The following is a 15,385-nucleotide window of genomic DNA, read 5'->3' as shown; positions in this document are numbered from 1 at the left end:
ATGAGTACAACCATCACAGCTCAGCCTTCCCCTTACCTATGGGAACCATCGAGCGAACGAATAGAACAATCGCATATCAAAGCTTTTGCTGAATATACCGGCCAGCCGCTTTTCCCTTACGAACGGTTCCACCGCTGGTCCGTTTCCCACCTTACTGAATTTTGGTCAGCGGTGTGGGATTATGCGGGAATTATCGGAGAAAAGGGAGACCGTGTGTTTGTCCCAGGTCCTTCCATGCCGGATAGTATCTGGTTTCCGGAAGCACGGTTGAACTTCGCTGAAAACCTGCTGCGCGGTTCTCTTAATCGAATCGTTGCCTATGAAGCAAATGAGGAAGGCGTTCAACGAAGCGTCACTTTACATGAGCTAAGGCAATCCGTTGCCAAAGCTCAGGAAGGGTTAAAGCGATTAGGTGTACAGGAAGGCGATTGTGTGGCCGGGGTCACGACGAACGATATCCAAGGGTTGGTCGCCTTGCTTGCGACCACTTCACTCGGGGCGACATGGACCTCCTGTTCCCCCGACTTTGGGACGAAAGGAATCGTCGATCGCATCGGTCAGGTGAAACCAAAAGTATTGATCGCTACTCTCTCCTATCAATATAAGCAAAAGCCATTCCAGATCGAAGAAAAAATCAAGCAGACGACGGAGCACCTCGAAGGACTGTCTGCACTTGTCACTTTCGGAGGAGAGACAAATATCGAAGGAATTAAATCTCTTTCTTGGAACAAGCTTTGCACCAATGATGCAGTAGAGCCAACGTTCCAATCCGTTCCTTTCAATCACCCTTTATATATTTTATATACATCGGGAACGACGGGGCTGCCGAAAGCAATCGTCCATTCGGTCGGCGGCACCCTGCTTCAACATGTGAAAGAGCATCAGTTCCATTGCGATCTCCAGCAAAATGATGTGTTGTTCTGGTACACCAATACCGCCTGGATGATGTATCCATGGCTCGTTTCTGGGTTGGCCAGTGAAGCGGCCATCCTGTTGTATGACGGCTCTCCCGTAAGAAAGGATTCCCTCACCCATTTGTGGGACATTGCGGATGAAGTCGGCATCACCCATTTCGGTACAAGTCCTAAATACCTCGATACATTAATGAAAGCAGGCGTAGATCTGAAAAATAGTCATTCGCTTGATTCCTTGAAAAGTCTGCTATCCTGCGGGGCTCCCTTAGCACCTGAGCAATACAACTGGATTTACCAAGCCATCAAACAGGATCTGTTCCTTGCATCCATTTCAGGAGGAACAGAAATTATCGGCTGTTTTGTGATGGGCTCTCCCGTTCATCCTCTGAAGCAAGGCGAAATCGCATGCAAAGCGTTAGGGATGGCGGTGGATGTATTGGATGAGCGAGGAGCATCGGTCTACGAAGAAAAAGGCGACCTTGTGTGCACGAAACCATTCCCGAGCATGCCGCTTACCTTCTTCGGAGAAGGTGGAGAGGAACGCTACCGCAAGAGCTATTTTTCCAAAAGACCTGGAATCTGGACACATGGAGACTTAGCCGAACAGACCATCGACCAATCGTTCATCATTTATGGACGTGCCGATACGACCTTGAATCCAGGCGGCGTTCGGATCGGTACCGCAGAAATATACGGAGTCGTCGATCATATCAAAGAAATCATGGATAGCGTCGTCTTCGGATTACCGATAGAACATGACGAAGAAATCATCCTTTGTGTCGTCACGGAACATCTGACAGATGAATTAGCAAAAGAAATACGCCGGCAAATCCGGACGAAAGCTTCTCCAAGGCACGTACCGAAACGAATATATCAAGTGGAAGATATCCCCCATACCATCAATGGAAAAAGAGTTGAAGGAGCAGCGAAAACAGCCGCTTTAGGAAAAGAAGTGAAAAACGAAGCATCTTTACGTAATCCATCCAGTTTACAAGCATTTCGTCAGCTCTCAGAAAGGAAGTTCGTGTAATGGCCACTCAAACCCAAGGGGCGATCATCGGAATCGGTGAGCTGAAGCCCGTCCGTTATTCAGAAGGAAAAACGACCTTAAGTTCGATTGTAGAATCCGTCCGTCTCGCCATCCAGGATGCCGGCATCTCAAAGGATGACATCGACGGCCTCCTCGTCGGACCACAAGTCGGGGAGACACCCCAACATGTGCCGGCGACGGTTTCCGAATACTTAGGAATCGAGCCCAATATGTCCAATACGGTCGATCTCGGAGGAGCGACCGGGCCAGGGATGATTTGGAGAGCAGCCGCAGCGATCCAGGCCGGCATGTGCGAAACCGTCGTCTGTGTTCTAGCTAACAAAAATGAAAAAGGAGAAACATTACGATCTCCAAACCGCAATCCGATCCGTGAATTTGATGTGCCTTTCGGGGCATCGGGAGCCAATACTTCCTATGCCCTCTTAAAAAGACAGCACATGGAAGAATACGGATCCACCCAGGAAGATTTCGCAAGAATCGCTTACTGGCACAGGAAGAATGCCCAGTTAAACCCGGATGCGATTTTTTATGATAAGCCCGTCGAAGTCGAAGATATTCTTGCCTCTCCGATGATTGCCGATCCGCTTCACCTGTTGGAAATCGTCATGCCTGTCGCCGGTGGAGCAGCCGTCGTCGTAACATCAGCGGAAAAAGCTGCCGAAGGGATGCATAAACCAGTCTATTTGAAAGGAGCTGGTGAAAAGATCACCCACCGGGCGGTCAGCCAGGCGCCAAGTATAGACGCTCTGCCATTCAACTATTCAATCCCCAGGGCGCTTGAACAAGCGCGTACGAATGTGGAAGACATAGACCTTTTCTCACTATACGACTGTTATACAAGTGTCGTTGCCACAACCCTTGAGAGTGCCGGTCTATGTAAGCCAGGGCAGTTCGGTGATTTTGTCAAAAACCATAGCTTTGGTCATGACGGAGATTATCCATTAAACACGCATGGCGGCCAGCTGGGCTTCGGTCAGGCAGACTTAGCAGGCGGCATGTCACACGTCGTGGAAGCCGTCCATCAATTGAGAGGCGAAGCTGGAAACCGTCAAATCCCTGATGCCAGACAAGCCCTTGTGACGGGAAACGGAGCCACATTAAGCGAAACGACAGCCCTTGTGTTAGGAGGAGAACGATGAGCCAACTACAGAACATTTCTCTGCCACGTCCTACGATTACACCTGTTAGTCAGCCTTTCTGGGAAAGCATCCATGCCGGAACCCTCAGTCTTCAGCAATGTGACAAGTGCGAGCAATGGATTTTCTACCCTCGCGAGCACTGTCCCCATTGTTTTCATGATTCGTTAACTTGGAAAAAAGCTTCTGGACGAGGGAAGCTGAAAACATGGAGCGTCATCCATCGGGCCGGACATCCAGCGTGGCAGGAACATACGCCCTATGTGGTCGGCGTCGTCGCTCTTGAAGAAGGACCTTCCCTATTGACGCATGTATTAGTAGAAGAAGATAACTTAAAACATAACCTAAAAGTCGAAATGGAAATCAGTGAAATCGGACCACACCCCTTGCCATTTTTCAAAAAACAGGAGGAAACGATATGATTCTTACTTACTTCATCGCTGTTGCTTTATTCTGGTTACTCGGACTATTTATATGGAAGAATTTTTACACGACGAAGAAAGGAGAACGATAAACGATGCTTACAAGTTCCAGTGTATTGTTATGGACCGTGGTCTTTTTATTAGTTGTTTACTTTGCCGCTGTGACGTGGGTGGGTAAAAAAGGGCGAGCGCACAGCCAGTCGATGTCCGGATTTGCTACCGCCCGCGGAAAAGTGAGCCCCTGGCTTGTCGGCGCAAGTTTTGCCACCTCTTACGCCAGTGCCAACCTATTCATCGGAGTCCCAGGCCTCGCCTACGAACACGGGACCGCCGTGCTCTGGTACACCCTTGGCTGCTTTGGCGTTTCCTGGGTCGGACTGCTTCTCTTTGCCAAAACATTCTGGCGTTACGGGAAGAAATTCGGTCATGTGTCGACACTTCCCGAATGGCTTGGAAAACGTTATAACTCGAAAGCCCTGCAAGCAATCGTCTCTTTACTGATCTTATTCAATGTCTATTATATCGTCGGACAAAATGTCGGACTTGCGACCATCTTTGAAACCGTCATCGGTATCCCCTACTTCTGGGGCATCATCATCGGTGTAGCTATCACGATTCTTTACATTGGTCTAGGAGGTGCCTTCGCGCAAATCATCACGGACGGCATCCAGGGGATTCTAATGGCAATTACATCAGTATTCATCGTCTTATCCTTTTTCTGGACGATTGGTGGAGGGTGGAACGTGTTTGGTGTGCTGACCGACCGCCTGAATAGCATCGACCCGAACCTGACTGCAGCCATTGCGGACGGCGGTCCCTATAACAGTGCGCTCGCTATCATGGCCGTGCAGTTCCTCCTCTTCAGTTTCGTATTGATGCCACACCTGTTGAACAAAGTGCTGTCGATTGAAAAAGAAGAAGACCTGGCTCCATTCACATTATCTGCAGGGTTGGTGCTCTGCATCATTTCTACACTGATGGTGCTCGGCGGACTCGCCGCCCGCGTGCTTTTCCCGAGCTTACAAAGTGCCGATGCAGCGATTCCTACCTATGTCATTGAGGCTTTCCCGAGTGTCATCGCAGCTATCATGATCGTCGGAATCATTTCCGCGATTTTATCCAGCACAGACAGCTTGTACTTAGGAATCACGACAAGTATCGGGAACGACTTGTACCGTGTTGTCGCACCATTCTTTATATCAAGGAAAATGTCCTCTCAAGAACTGGACAACAAATCGTTGAAAGTCGCAAAAGGGTCACTGATTGTCGTCGGACTCCTGTCCCTCTACTTCTCATTAGAAAGACCAGAGTCGCTCGCCTTCTTGATTCAATTCAGCTTTTCCGCGATCATATCCGGGATTATCGCGCCGATTACCCTCGGGTATTTCTGGAACCGGGCGAATCATTATGGCGCCATCGCAGCTGTGGTTACGGGGGCTTCCTTGTATGTAACCTTTACAACTCTTAACTTAATCGGAAATATTTTTATCGCCATGTTCTTTAGTGCAGCTGCGGCATTTGTCATTATGGGGATTGTGAGTGTACTGACGGTTAAAGCGAAAGAAGAAAAGTTGGTGTTGGAGAAATCTAGTTAACCAGATACAGACATACCCTCACATATTATTCTTTTAGGACATAAGTACGTAACACCATAGAACATTTCCTATGGTGTTACGCCATCATACGGTGATCTACCTCACCAAATCAATCACTTTATTTCCCTACAAATGTTAGCACCCAAGTGTTAGAAAAGGCACTCTTAAGAAGAAGTACTTTTATTAACGTTTTTCCCTCGGCTGTTTCTCTTCTTTACGATCATGAATTTGTGCATTTTTATTCGAAAGTTTTTTGTTTCCTTTCGCCATGATTATCCCTCCCTCCCTTCTCTCTTATTATTTCGAGAGATAAATGTTTTATTAAAAAAGCCCCGGTACAATCAATCCACATACAAGTACTATTTTTCATAATTAGAAGCGAAGCATTAAAGTAAAACCACACCATAAGCAGAAGCCCACTTTGTTAATTAGTTTCAACAGCAATAGCCCCCACTTCTTAAAAGATAAGAAGTGGGGGCTATCGTTGTATGTTTAATATTTCTATAATGATTTTAGGATTTTTTATATATGACCAAACCGCAAGTAAAAATGCCTGCGACCATAAACCTACGTAGTAAACCCCTTCAACTCAATACCTTGTCCGATACCCAGCCTAACCAAACAGGTTTAATCATCAACCATTTGAGTTATAGATATTTGTGAAATGCTTTAATTTAAAGCACGATATAAGAAAGCACTGAATTCAGCTCTAGTTGCTTCCTGATTAGGGCGGAATGTGTTGTCATTATATCCTGAAGTGATGGAATTCGAAGCTAATGCGTACACATCATCATAGGCCCAATGAGAAGAGCTCATATCCTTAAAACGATAAGAATTGCTGTTAGTGCTGAATTCGAAAGCTCTATTGATGATCGCTGCTATTTCAGATCTGGTAATCGCTTCATCTGGTTTGAATGCACCGTTCTCATAACCAGTGATCAGACCAGCATTCACAGCCGCATTGATGTAATCATATGCCCAGTGTGCAGAAGAAACATCCTTGAATTGGGCAGAAGAAGAAGGATTAAGATTTAATGACTTGCCCACCATCATAGCTACTTGTGCTCTAGTGACATTATCTGTAGGTCCAAAATTCCCATTAGAATAACCATTGATGATTCCTTCATTATTTAATTGTTTAATTTCATCATAAGCCCAGTAATCACTGGATACATCATTGAAAAAACTGTTATGTAAAAACCTTTTGGCACCCGTGTACTTATCTCCCCAATAACCAGAAAAGACGGGGTCAATGGCAACTCCTCTACTTTTAGTAGCCGAAATCATATTCCCGTCTCCGATATAAAACCCTACATGTGAAATTCCTTGTTTATATGTACCCGAGAAGAAAACCAAGTCCCCTTTTTGTAGATTTGATTTCGATACATAGGTCCCTTGTTTATATTGATCATAGGAACCCCTTGAAAGATCGACTCCTACTTTGTCCATTATGTAGTATGTAAATCCGGAACAATCAAACCCAGCGGGAGTTTCTCCACTCCACTGATATGGCGTTCCAAGATGTTCTTTTGCAAGTTTGATTACTTCATCGCCTGAGACGGATGCTGCCTGTGTATGTGGTACAAATAAGACCATGGCCATAAGACTTGTTAACACGACACTGAAAAATTTCTTCCCCAAAAGATTGTACCTCCCGATTATGTATGAATGAATTTTTTTCTCTTTTACTATCGTAGCACACTATATTTCGACATTATTTTACAACTGTGTAACAAATCCTCTGTTTTTCTCCTTATTACCATTGAAGCTATACTAGCTCTCAGTAGTTTTAAGGAGAGAATAATATACCATTTGTATCAAATTAGAAATCTATGATCTATAAACTTCATAGTGTCTGACGCTAGCCTCCATGCCCAAAGGTGTCACCCACAACATACGCTTCAAAAGCTCCATTGCACTTAACAATGTGGGCAGAATGATAGGAACAATTAAGCATATAAATTCTATTAAAAAACAAGTAAAATTACCTCTAAATAATGATGATGCGGAAGGTGTTATCCTCAGGAAAGATGGATTGTAAAAAGGCGATGATTGTGCTAATCTGGTCCGTGGCTCTTCTTGTCATTTTTTAGTACTTTACCTTTACATATCAACCTATTGTTGTCGCTGTACCTTAAATAAATAATAGGACCTATGAATATATCAATGAAAGCACTCTTTGAATGGCAGTCCTCCTATTTATTTAGGAGTCAATTCCCTTTCAAAAAATATATAAAGGATGAATGTTTTGAAAAAATTAGTGTTTATGACGTCTGTAGTTATGGTTTTCTTTTTGATTCCTAACCTTCAAGCTCATGCTTATCCATTTGAACCGATCGATATTGAGGGGCATTGGGCGTATGAAGAACTGGATCAGTTTGCGAAAGCTTCTCTTGTTGAGGGGTATGAATTGTCGGATGGGAGAAGAGAAATTCGACCATACCAGTCGATTACGCGCGCAGAATTCGTAGCCATCCTAAATCGGGCTTTAGACCTGAAGGAAGTAGATGGTGGAACGGATTTTAAAGATATTAAAGGAAAGTGGTATGAAGAGAACGTCCGTATTGCTTCTTCCCATGGACTCGTTTATGGGAGCGGAGAAAACAAGTTCGAACCAAACCGGCCCATTACACGAGCAGAAATAGCTTCCATCATTATTCGAGCGACGGAAGATAGCATTGACTTTTCTAAAGGATCTGTCAAAACGTTTGAAGACGTATCTCATCACTGGGCATTAGATGCGATCAATCAGGCGAGTAAAGTCGGTATTATTCACGGGGTATCCCCGACAGAATTCAAGCCAAACCGAAACGCAAATCGTGCAGAATCCATTGTAATGATCAAGCGTGCCTTAGACAAAGAACAAAGTGATGCTCCTTCGGAAGAATATCTGCTAAGCCTCATTCACCAATTATCCGATGAATGGACGTCTGCTCTTGAAACGAAGGATTATGAAAAGTTAAAAGCGACACAAGACCGGACCACTGGGTATTATGGAACGATGCAATCGATCAGCATTTCATACGACATCAAAGGAATGGAAGATGGTACATCAGTGGAATATGATGTGACTACTCCGAAACAAGGAGATGCCGTTCATGTTGCCAATCGATTCGCTGATGTGAAAATCACCCAGGGGGAAGTGGAAAGAACGGTGACTTTCCCTTATGAACGAAATGGAAGTAAAGTTTGGACTTCCTCCATCTCGGAGGTTGGGACCTACCGCTTCTATAAGGAAGATGGAAAATGGAAGATTTACGACATGAAGTCTCAAAAGGAAGATGGTGTGCTACTTTATTAAAGTTTAATAAACCGCTCCAAAGCCACAATACTTTGGAGCGGTTTTTTATCTGGAAAGTAGATTTTTTTAAAGAGTTGTTTGTTAGAAGTTCCGCTGGATATATTCACGTTCTTCTTCTTCGTTCATAAGGCCAGTCGCCCTTCCGATCGTGCCGTTTTGCCATTCCCAAATGGTATTGTGAACAGTCACGGCATTAGAGAAGTCACCTTTGTCCCATGCTTCCAACGACTTCTTATAAAAACCGAAATGTTCGTAATGGTCCTCGGTTTCTTCAACTGACTTCAATATTCCAAGCATACGGTCAATTTGTTCCGACGTCATTTGCTGGCTTCCGTGCTTTTCATTTGCTCGAACCTTTTGGTGCGTCATTTCGTGTAGTTCCTGCATAAAAGACCGTTCGGAAGGAATACCGTCTTCTTCAACTGCTTTTATTTCTTTTTGTTCCGTTGGTTCGTTGACTTCCTTCATAACCTGTTCTTGTTCTTTCGTCATGGAATCACTTTCTGCTTGAAATCCCGAAAAAACAAGCCAAACAATCACCCCAATCACAATAAAAGATATTGCCCCCAACGAATACAATGACCATTTTAGAATTTTATCCAACATATAGTTCTCCATCCCCTTTTTATCGTTTAATTCCATTGTGAATTTGTAAATTAGCCGTGTATCAACGCCTCTTTGTTCACTTCAAATACGGCCATTAACCTCGTCGTATAATCGTTCATATGTTAACGCTAATACTTTCATAGTAAGTACATTCTATGATTTTGTACTTATTTCCTTAACTTATGTATTGCATAGTTTCAATGCACCAAATTCCTACCAGATGAAATGAAAAAGCCGCCCCCTCTAATAATTAGACGAATTTATTAGAAAAAAAGACGGTAATTGAATGAAAAAAAATCATAATGTTTACTTTATTTCTCATTATACTATCTATGTTGCCTGACACTAGGGCTCACATGTTCCAAAGATGGCACTCTTGTTGCACTCACAACATGAACTCCAATAATCTCAACACCATGGGTCTGACTACATGTGTGCTATCGGGAACTCTCATATTTTTCGACCATGTCCAAGCTACATAGACAATTATTCAGAAAAGGAATAGCTCTACGAATTAAGAGTTGCAGATTTAATCAAAATCCTTTTTGAAAATCTTCCTAGAATTATCTTTATAAAAGGACTGACCTCAAAATAATACAGTCCATTCTATCGGCATAAATAATAAAAAAAGAGGGTCATCCCCTCTTTTTTATTGTTTTGGTATGATGTTTTTCATAATCCCATAAACAAAATCATCGTTCTCAAACAATTCCCTATCATAGATCCAAACTTCGACGATATAGACTTTGTCATCAACGCTTTGGATACCTCCATATACCTTTTGTTCATATTCCTCCATTTCTCCATCGAAGTCCGCTTCTAGCGTGATCACATACCCATATTGACCATCTAAAGAATGCCCATTTAAATTAATTTCTTCTTCTGTGATTTCATCCTCTGAACCTGTTAATCTCCCTTCTAATCCAATCCTAAAGTTTTCAAACTCTTTGTGCGGCTCATCAAAGAATCGATCAGAAACTACAACATCGACTTCTACACCGGTGAATTCCCCTGTTCCGTCAGCAACGATACTCCCATTCTTATCAATCGCTAATTCAAAACCCTGTGGAAGAAATACTTGTGCCTTTAACCCATCATGCACTTGAACCTCTTCAAACGAGACTTCTTTACTTTCTCCACGATTATTAAAAACAAAATCTTTTTGGATTTCTTTTATTTCCTTTTCTTCTGTTGATCCCTCTTCCTTCTCTTCTTCAACAGCAACTTCTACCTCTTTTTGATTTTCCTCATCAACTTTCCCCTTTGCTTCTTCTCCTCCACAGGCTGCTAATACCGCAACCATGATCGTCATGAAAATTCCTATAGTAATTTTCTTCATTTGATTCTCTCCTCATCATTCTCTATTTAACAACTATTACATTTTCAAGTACATTTAATGAGATTGTTTCGTTGTTATTTTTCCCTTCATTTTCTCAAGCTTATTAACAAAAGTTTTCCATTTTAATTCATTAGTAGTAACGACATTTAAAGTATATTCTCCCTCGTTTACAGAGAAGCGGTAAACATAGCCGTATGGGGTTGTGACTTCAAGGATTGGGGTTCTTATATATTTGCGCCACCTGCTCTCATCCTCTAAAGTAAACCGCTTTTGCTTTTGTTTTGGAAAGCTCCAAAACAGTTAGCAAATGGATACTGGCGGGCGTTTTTCATTCCATTTTCTGAAGCAGGCCATTTTGGGAATATCAAGATAAGGGCTTACATAAGAACTCCATACACCTTGCGTTTTCTTAGTGCATAATTTATGTAAATAAAAAATACGATTAGACCGAGCGTAAAAGTTCCATTGACTTTTGATTTACATTTTAGTTCCATTAAATAACTATTTAAAAATAATTATCCAAAAAACACAACGTTGAAAATTGTAACACCTTTGTAACATACTTGTCACGATTTTTTCAGAAATCTATCTACACATAGATCAGCTAATTCCATTTATTCACCTCAATTGGTGGACAAATCTCTTCGTTAGAGAAATTCAATACAAGGCTTCCCCCATGCATTTATAAATGGGTTGATATACTCCATACCTATCTACTTACAATTAAATTGTTGAGAAACATTTTTTAAAATGAAAAACAGGAGTAGGTATCACACAAAATGTGGATAAACCGGAGGTCGAAATAGATATACATAAAAATTGATTAGTATGATTGATGGAAAGCATTGGATCAGAAGGGCAATCGACTCTGTTAATTGTAATAAGAAGTAGAGGGACAGGAGTCCGAGGACAATCTGGAATCCTTGCGCCACTTTCCAAGCTTAGGAAGAGTACGTGGTCAACAAGTCCATGGAGAATCATTAGAGTAGATATAATTCATAGCACATGTCCTGGCAATATGGTGTAGGTTTCCAGGTAGGCATCATCACACCTATTACGATAGTTTTTCTGGGGGGCGGGCAAATCATTATGGTGCTTTCACCGCTTACGGTGGCATCCTTATTTGTCGACTTTACATCTCACAACTTGATTGGGAATGTGTTATCGCCATGTTCTTCAATGCAGATACGTTGTTTATCAATAGTGCACTGTGAGTGTACTGATTGCTATAGCGAAAGAAGGGAAGTTAGTGTTGGAGAAATCCCGGTTAACTGAAGATACTAGCTTTTCACAACAATGTAATCCCTAAGCTAAGGAAAATAGGGGGACTATCTTACCTCATAACACTCTCATTAAGGGGGTAACACCAGAACTTTTAACCTCTAGTGTTCCCCCCTTTATAAGCTTACTTATTAATTACCCAACAGTGCTGCACCTATCACTCCAGCTTTTGTTCCAAGTTTAGCAGGTTGGAGGTTAATTTTTTCTCTCAGGCCTGGATATAGAAAATCTTTTACTCTTTCCCTCAACGGCATCAATATTTGATCTTCTGCCTTCATAACTCCCCCACCGAGGACAAAGATTGACGGATTAATAATATGAGACAAATTTGCAATTCCCATGGCTAAGTATGTAACTGTATCTTCCACAATTTCTTTGGCCTCTTGATTACCTTCTTTAGCTAAGGAAAACACTTCTTGGGCTCCACCTTCTATGGCGAGACGTTCTTTCCCTTTTCGACCAATGGCAGTACCCGAAGCCAATGCTTCAAAAGAACCTGCGTTTAGGTTAGACCACCGAGGGCCATTGGGCTGTAAAATCATATTACCAATTTCCCCGGCATATCCCTGTTCTCCCTGTAGAATTCTATTGTTAAGTACATAGCCACCGCCAATACCTGTACTGACTGTAATGTAGAAAACAGACGAATAATTCTTTCCTGCACCAAATCTCGTCTCCGCTAACGCCGCTACATTCGCGTCGTTATCCAAGTGCACCGGTACATCGATCGACTTACATAACCTTTCTATTAACGGTATTCGGTCCCATCCAGGCAAATTAGGCGGACTTAAGATCAAACCTTGATGAGGATTAAGCGGCCCTGGTGCACCAACCCCAACTGAGTTGATAGGAGTTTTCCCCTTAACCTCACCAATTAGCCTTATCATATTATCGATTATATAATCTGGTCCTTTTTCTGCCTCTGTGCGGATACTTTTTTCGGAAAGAATTTGACCTGAAGAACTTACAATGCCTGCACGCAAATTAGTCCCACCTAAGTCTACACCGATTGTTTTATACTCACTCATACTACGAGCCCCTTCTTTCTTATCGCCTTAAAAAGATTAATAACCTCTTTATTCTCATTAAACATACTCTCCGTTGATGTTCTCACTTTCACAAACATCTTTCAGCGAGAAAAAACTCTCCAGTGCATCGAGTATTTTTTATGGTGTTTTTAAATAAGCGAACCGACTATTCCTAAGTCGATTCGCTTATTTTAAGAGTTATATTCTTGTATCATATCGTGAATCTCTTTGACTTCCTGCTCATTCACTTGCAAGTAATAAATCCCGTCGATTTTTTGTCCTGTCCCTGTCATTTGATAGGTGGTCAGATTATCACTGGCACTTCTATAATTAACGAGTAAATCTCTCATTACTGCAAAATCGATGTTCGTTTTTACATTGTTTCCAAGGACATCCATAATGCTGTCAATTTTATTAACTGAACCTACACTTGCGCCTTTATTAATGACTCCCTCAATAACCTTCCTTTGACGTTCGTTACGACCGAAATCCCCGTTTGGATCCTGATACCTCATTCGGACAAAACCCATCGTTTTAGGTCCATCGAGTTTAATTTCACCTTTGTTATACTCATAACCTTTTTTATAGTAGCCTGTGTCAGTCCATGCTAATTCATTATTAACTGTGATGCCCCCTATGGCATCAACCATTTCAGAGAGACCTTCCATATTCATACGAACATAGTAATCTAATTCAAAATCTAACAGATTCTCAAGAGTTTGTATGGACATCTCTGTACCACCAAACGCATAGGCATGATTGATTTTATCCATTTTCCCGGATTGTTCTGCGTCACCGACAAGCTTTGTCCTTGTATCCCTGGGAATACTAATCAACTGACTTCTATTATTGTTTGGATCGACAGACAAGACCATAAGCGCATCTGAACGTCCCCGATCTCCCTCACGCTCATCAACCCCAAGCAGTAATATATGTAGTGGTTCCTTCTTTTCTATTTTCTTCTTTGTTAAGTTATGATCTATAGCTTTTACTTCTTCGTGCATCTTATCATTAACCGTGTTTTTAGCACTACTGTAAACACTAAAAAGATATCCTCCACCTGCAACAACTATAAGAAATAACACAAGTGCGGGAATCTTCCACCACTTTCCTTTAACCTTTAGACTTTTCATATTCGATACACTCCATATTTCAGTTTGCATGCTATAAACGTCATGAATTGTAATTATATATTTCCCTACTATATCATTAGAGTACAGATCATTCCAAATGCTATTATATTTCCAAAGCTTCTCTATTAGATTGTAATTGTTAACATATATTGATTAAAAAGAAAAAAGCCTCCATAAGAGGAGGCAAAATATTTCATAAAAATCTATTGAATTAAATGTAAATCGTAATGAAGAGGATACCCCATAATGGAATAGAAAGCATCATTCCATTTACTAACCCGGTAATAAAGTCACCTTCTCTAATCATCATTAGTAATTACCCTCTTTCTTCATTTAATGTAAACGCTTTCTCATAATATAACACCTATATTCCCGAGAAAATTGTAATTAAAACGAATACCCATGCTTCTAATTATGTCGAAAAATTTGATGGTTGCTAAAATACCTAATTGAAATTCAAAATAAACTAATTCTTATCCCTCTCAGATTTTCCAATTAAAGGTTTTTGTAAATTTCTTTTTACTTATTGAATTTAATATATTTACCTTAATTAGATTATGATACAATCATATTTGTTATTAATTTTTCAGAGGTGAAAGAATGGTATATTATGAACCAATTTTCTTCCATCCCGATTATAAAGAACGAATTTGGGGTGGAACTAAACTCAAGGAATTATTTAATTATGATATTCCTTCTGATCAAACTGGTGAGGCTTGGTGTATATCCGGCCATGCTAATGGATCGAGCGTTATTAAAAATGGGCCATTACGGGGTAAATCCTTAGCATACGCATGGAATAACCACCGTGAACTCTTTGCCCATCAACAAGGAGAAGAATTTCCTCTTCTCGTCAAGTTATTAGATTCCAAAAAAAGTTTATCTGTACAGGTCCACCCAGATGATACATATGCTAGAGATATCGAAGGGAAAAATTACGGTAAAACGGAGTGCTGGTATGTAGTGGATTGTGAAGAAGGCGCTGAAATCGTCTTCGGTCATCATGGGAAAAACGCTGAAGAATTAGCACAAATGGTACAAAAAGGTGAATGGGATACCTTACTTCGGAAAGTTAAAGTACAACCTGGTGACTTCTATTATGTTCCAAGTGGGACCATCCATGCCATTGGGGCGGGCATACAAATTCTCGAAACCCAACAAAGTTCTGATATTACCTATCGTGTCTATGATTATGACAGAACTGGAGAAGATGGTAAAAAGAGAGAACTTCACTTAGATAAATCCCTTGAAGTGACTACAATTCCTCACCGTGATCCAAATATAAACAGAACTCTTGCCTACTCAAATGATTTAATAAAAGAGAAGCTTATTGAGGAAGATTACTTTTCCGTTTTTAATTGGAAATTGCAAGGAGAGAGTCAAGAACTATCGCCGTCAACATACCTATTGTTAAGTACTATAGAAGGACACGGCCTGATAACTATAGAAGATGATACATATGAGTTCAAAAAGGGAGACCATTTTATCATTCCGTCTACTATTAAATCATACAAATTACAGGGAGACGCAACTTTAATTGTCTCTCATTCAAATCAACATCAAGAATAAAGGAGCCCAA

At 41.4% G+C, this 15,385-nt stretch carries 11 protein-coding genes; 6 read left to right on the top strand and 5 right to left on the bottom strand.

All coding sequences use genetic code 11. The annotated features are described in order from the left end of the window. The 4 genes from ACQ4XT_RS08530 (at position 1) to ACQ4XT_RS08515 (ending at position 5,118) form a co-directional block, all read left to right on the top strand. Positions 1–1,944 carry an acetoacetate--CoA ligase gene (locus tag ACQ4XT_RS08530; RefSeq protein ID WP_446853311.1) on the top strand — a complete coding sequence of 648 codons (1,944 nt, stop codon included), beginning with the start codon at positions 1–3 and terminating at the stop codon, positions 1,942–1,944. Then, positions 1,944–3,104 (top strand): thiolase family protein, encoded by a 1,161-nt coding sequence (locus tag ACQ4XT_RS08525; protein ID WP_446853310.1) that lies wholly within the window; start codon positions 1,944–1,946, stop codon positions 3,102–3,104. The genes ACQ4XT_RS08530 and ACQ4XT_RS08525 overlap by 1 nt, the downstream gene beginning before the upstream one ends. Further along, a complete protein-coding gene (locus ACQ4XT_RS08520; RefSeq protein ID WP_446853309.1) occupies positions 3,101–3,523 on the top strand; it encodes a Zn-ribbon domain-containing OB-fold protein in 423 nt (140 codons plus the stop codon). The genes ACQ4XT_RS08525 and ACQ4XT_RS08520 overlap by 4 nt, the downstream gene beginning before the upstream one ends. Positions 3,524–3,618: 95 nt before the next feature. Next, positions 3,619–5,118 carry a sodium:solute symporter family transporter gene (locus ACQ4XT_RS08515; protein ID WP_446853308.1) on the top strand — a complete coding sequence of 500 codons (1,500 nt, stop codon included), beginning with the start codon at positions 3,619–3,621 and terminating at the stop codon, positions 5,116–5,118. Positions 5,119–5,787: 669 nt separating this feature from the next. On the opposite strand, the gene ACQ4XT_RS08510 is transcribed toward ACQ4XT_RS08515, so the two are convergent. After that, complete coding sequence (locus tag ACQ4XT_RS08510) at positions 5,788–6,759, bottom strand: C40 family peptidase (RefSeq protein ID WP_446853307.1); 972 nt, start codon at positions 6,757–6,759, stop codon at positions 5,788–5,790. Positions 6,760–7,384: 625 nt separating this feature from the next. Between ACQ4XT_RS08510 and ACQ4XT_RS08505 the strand changes: the two genes are divergently transcribed. Beyond that, positions 7,385–8,419, top strand: a complete 1,035-nt coding sequence (locus ACQ4XT_RS08505; protein ID WP_446853306.1) for an S-layer homology domain-containing protein — start codon at positions 7,385–7,387, stop codon at positions 8,417–8,419. 81 nt (positions 8,420–8,500) lie between these two features. Here ACQ4XT_RS08505 and ACQ4XT_RS08500 read toward each other — a convergent pair whose 3' ends face one another. From ACQ4XT_RS08500 to ACQ4XT_RS08485, 4 genes are all read right to left on the bottom strand, one after another. Further along, positions 8,501–9,061, bottom strand: coding sequence for a DUF6241 domain-containing protein (locus tag ACQ4XT_RS08500; RefSeq protein ID WP_446853305.1), 561 nt, complete (start codon positions 9,059–9,061; stop codon positions 8,501–8,503). A gap of 613 nt (positions 9,062–9,674) precedes the next feature. Then, entirely contained in the window at positions 9,675–10,364 is a 690-nt protein-coding gene (locus ACQ4XT_RS08495; protein ID WP_446853304.1) for a hypothetical protein, read from the bottom strand. A gap of 1,412 nt (positions 10,365–11,776) precedes the next feature. Then, on the bottom strand, positions 11,777–12,673 hold the full coding sequence (locus ACQ4XT_RS08490) for an ROK family protein (RefSeq protein WP_446853303.1): 897 nt from the start codon (positions 12,671–12,673) through the stop codon (positions 11,777–11,779). Between the two features lie 191 nt (positions 12,674–12,864). Further along, positions 12,865–13,806, bottom strand: coding sequence for an LCP family glycopolymer transferase (locus tag ACQ4XT_RS08485; protein ID WP_446853302.1), 942 nt, complete (start codon positions 13,804–13,806; stop codon positions 12,865–12,867). Positions 13,807–14,406: 600 nt separating this feature from the next. Between ACQ4XT_RS08485 and manA the strand changes: the two genes are divergently transcribed. Beyond that, entirely contained in the window at positions 14,407–15,375 is a 969-nt protein-coding gene (gene manA / locus ACQ4XT_RS08480; RefSeq protein WP_446853301.1) for a mannose-6-phosphate isomerase, class I, read from the top strand. The last annotated feature ends 10 nt before the right edge of the window (positions 15,376–15,385 follow it).

The organism is Halobacillus sp. 12SKB (assembly GCF_052941655.1).
Note: the sequence above shows the minus strand (reverse complement) of the source record. Positions and strands in the feature narration are given on the sequence as shown.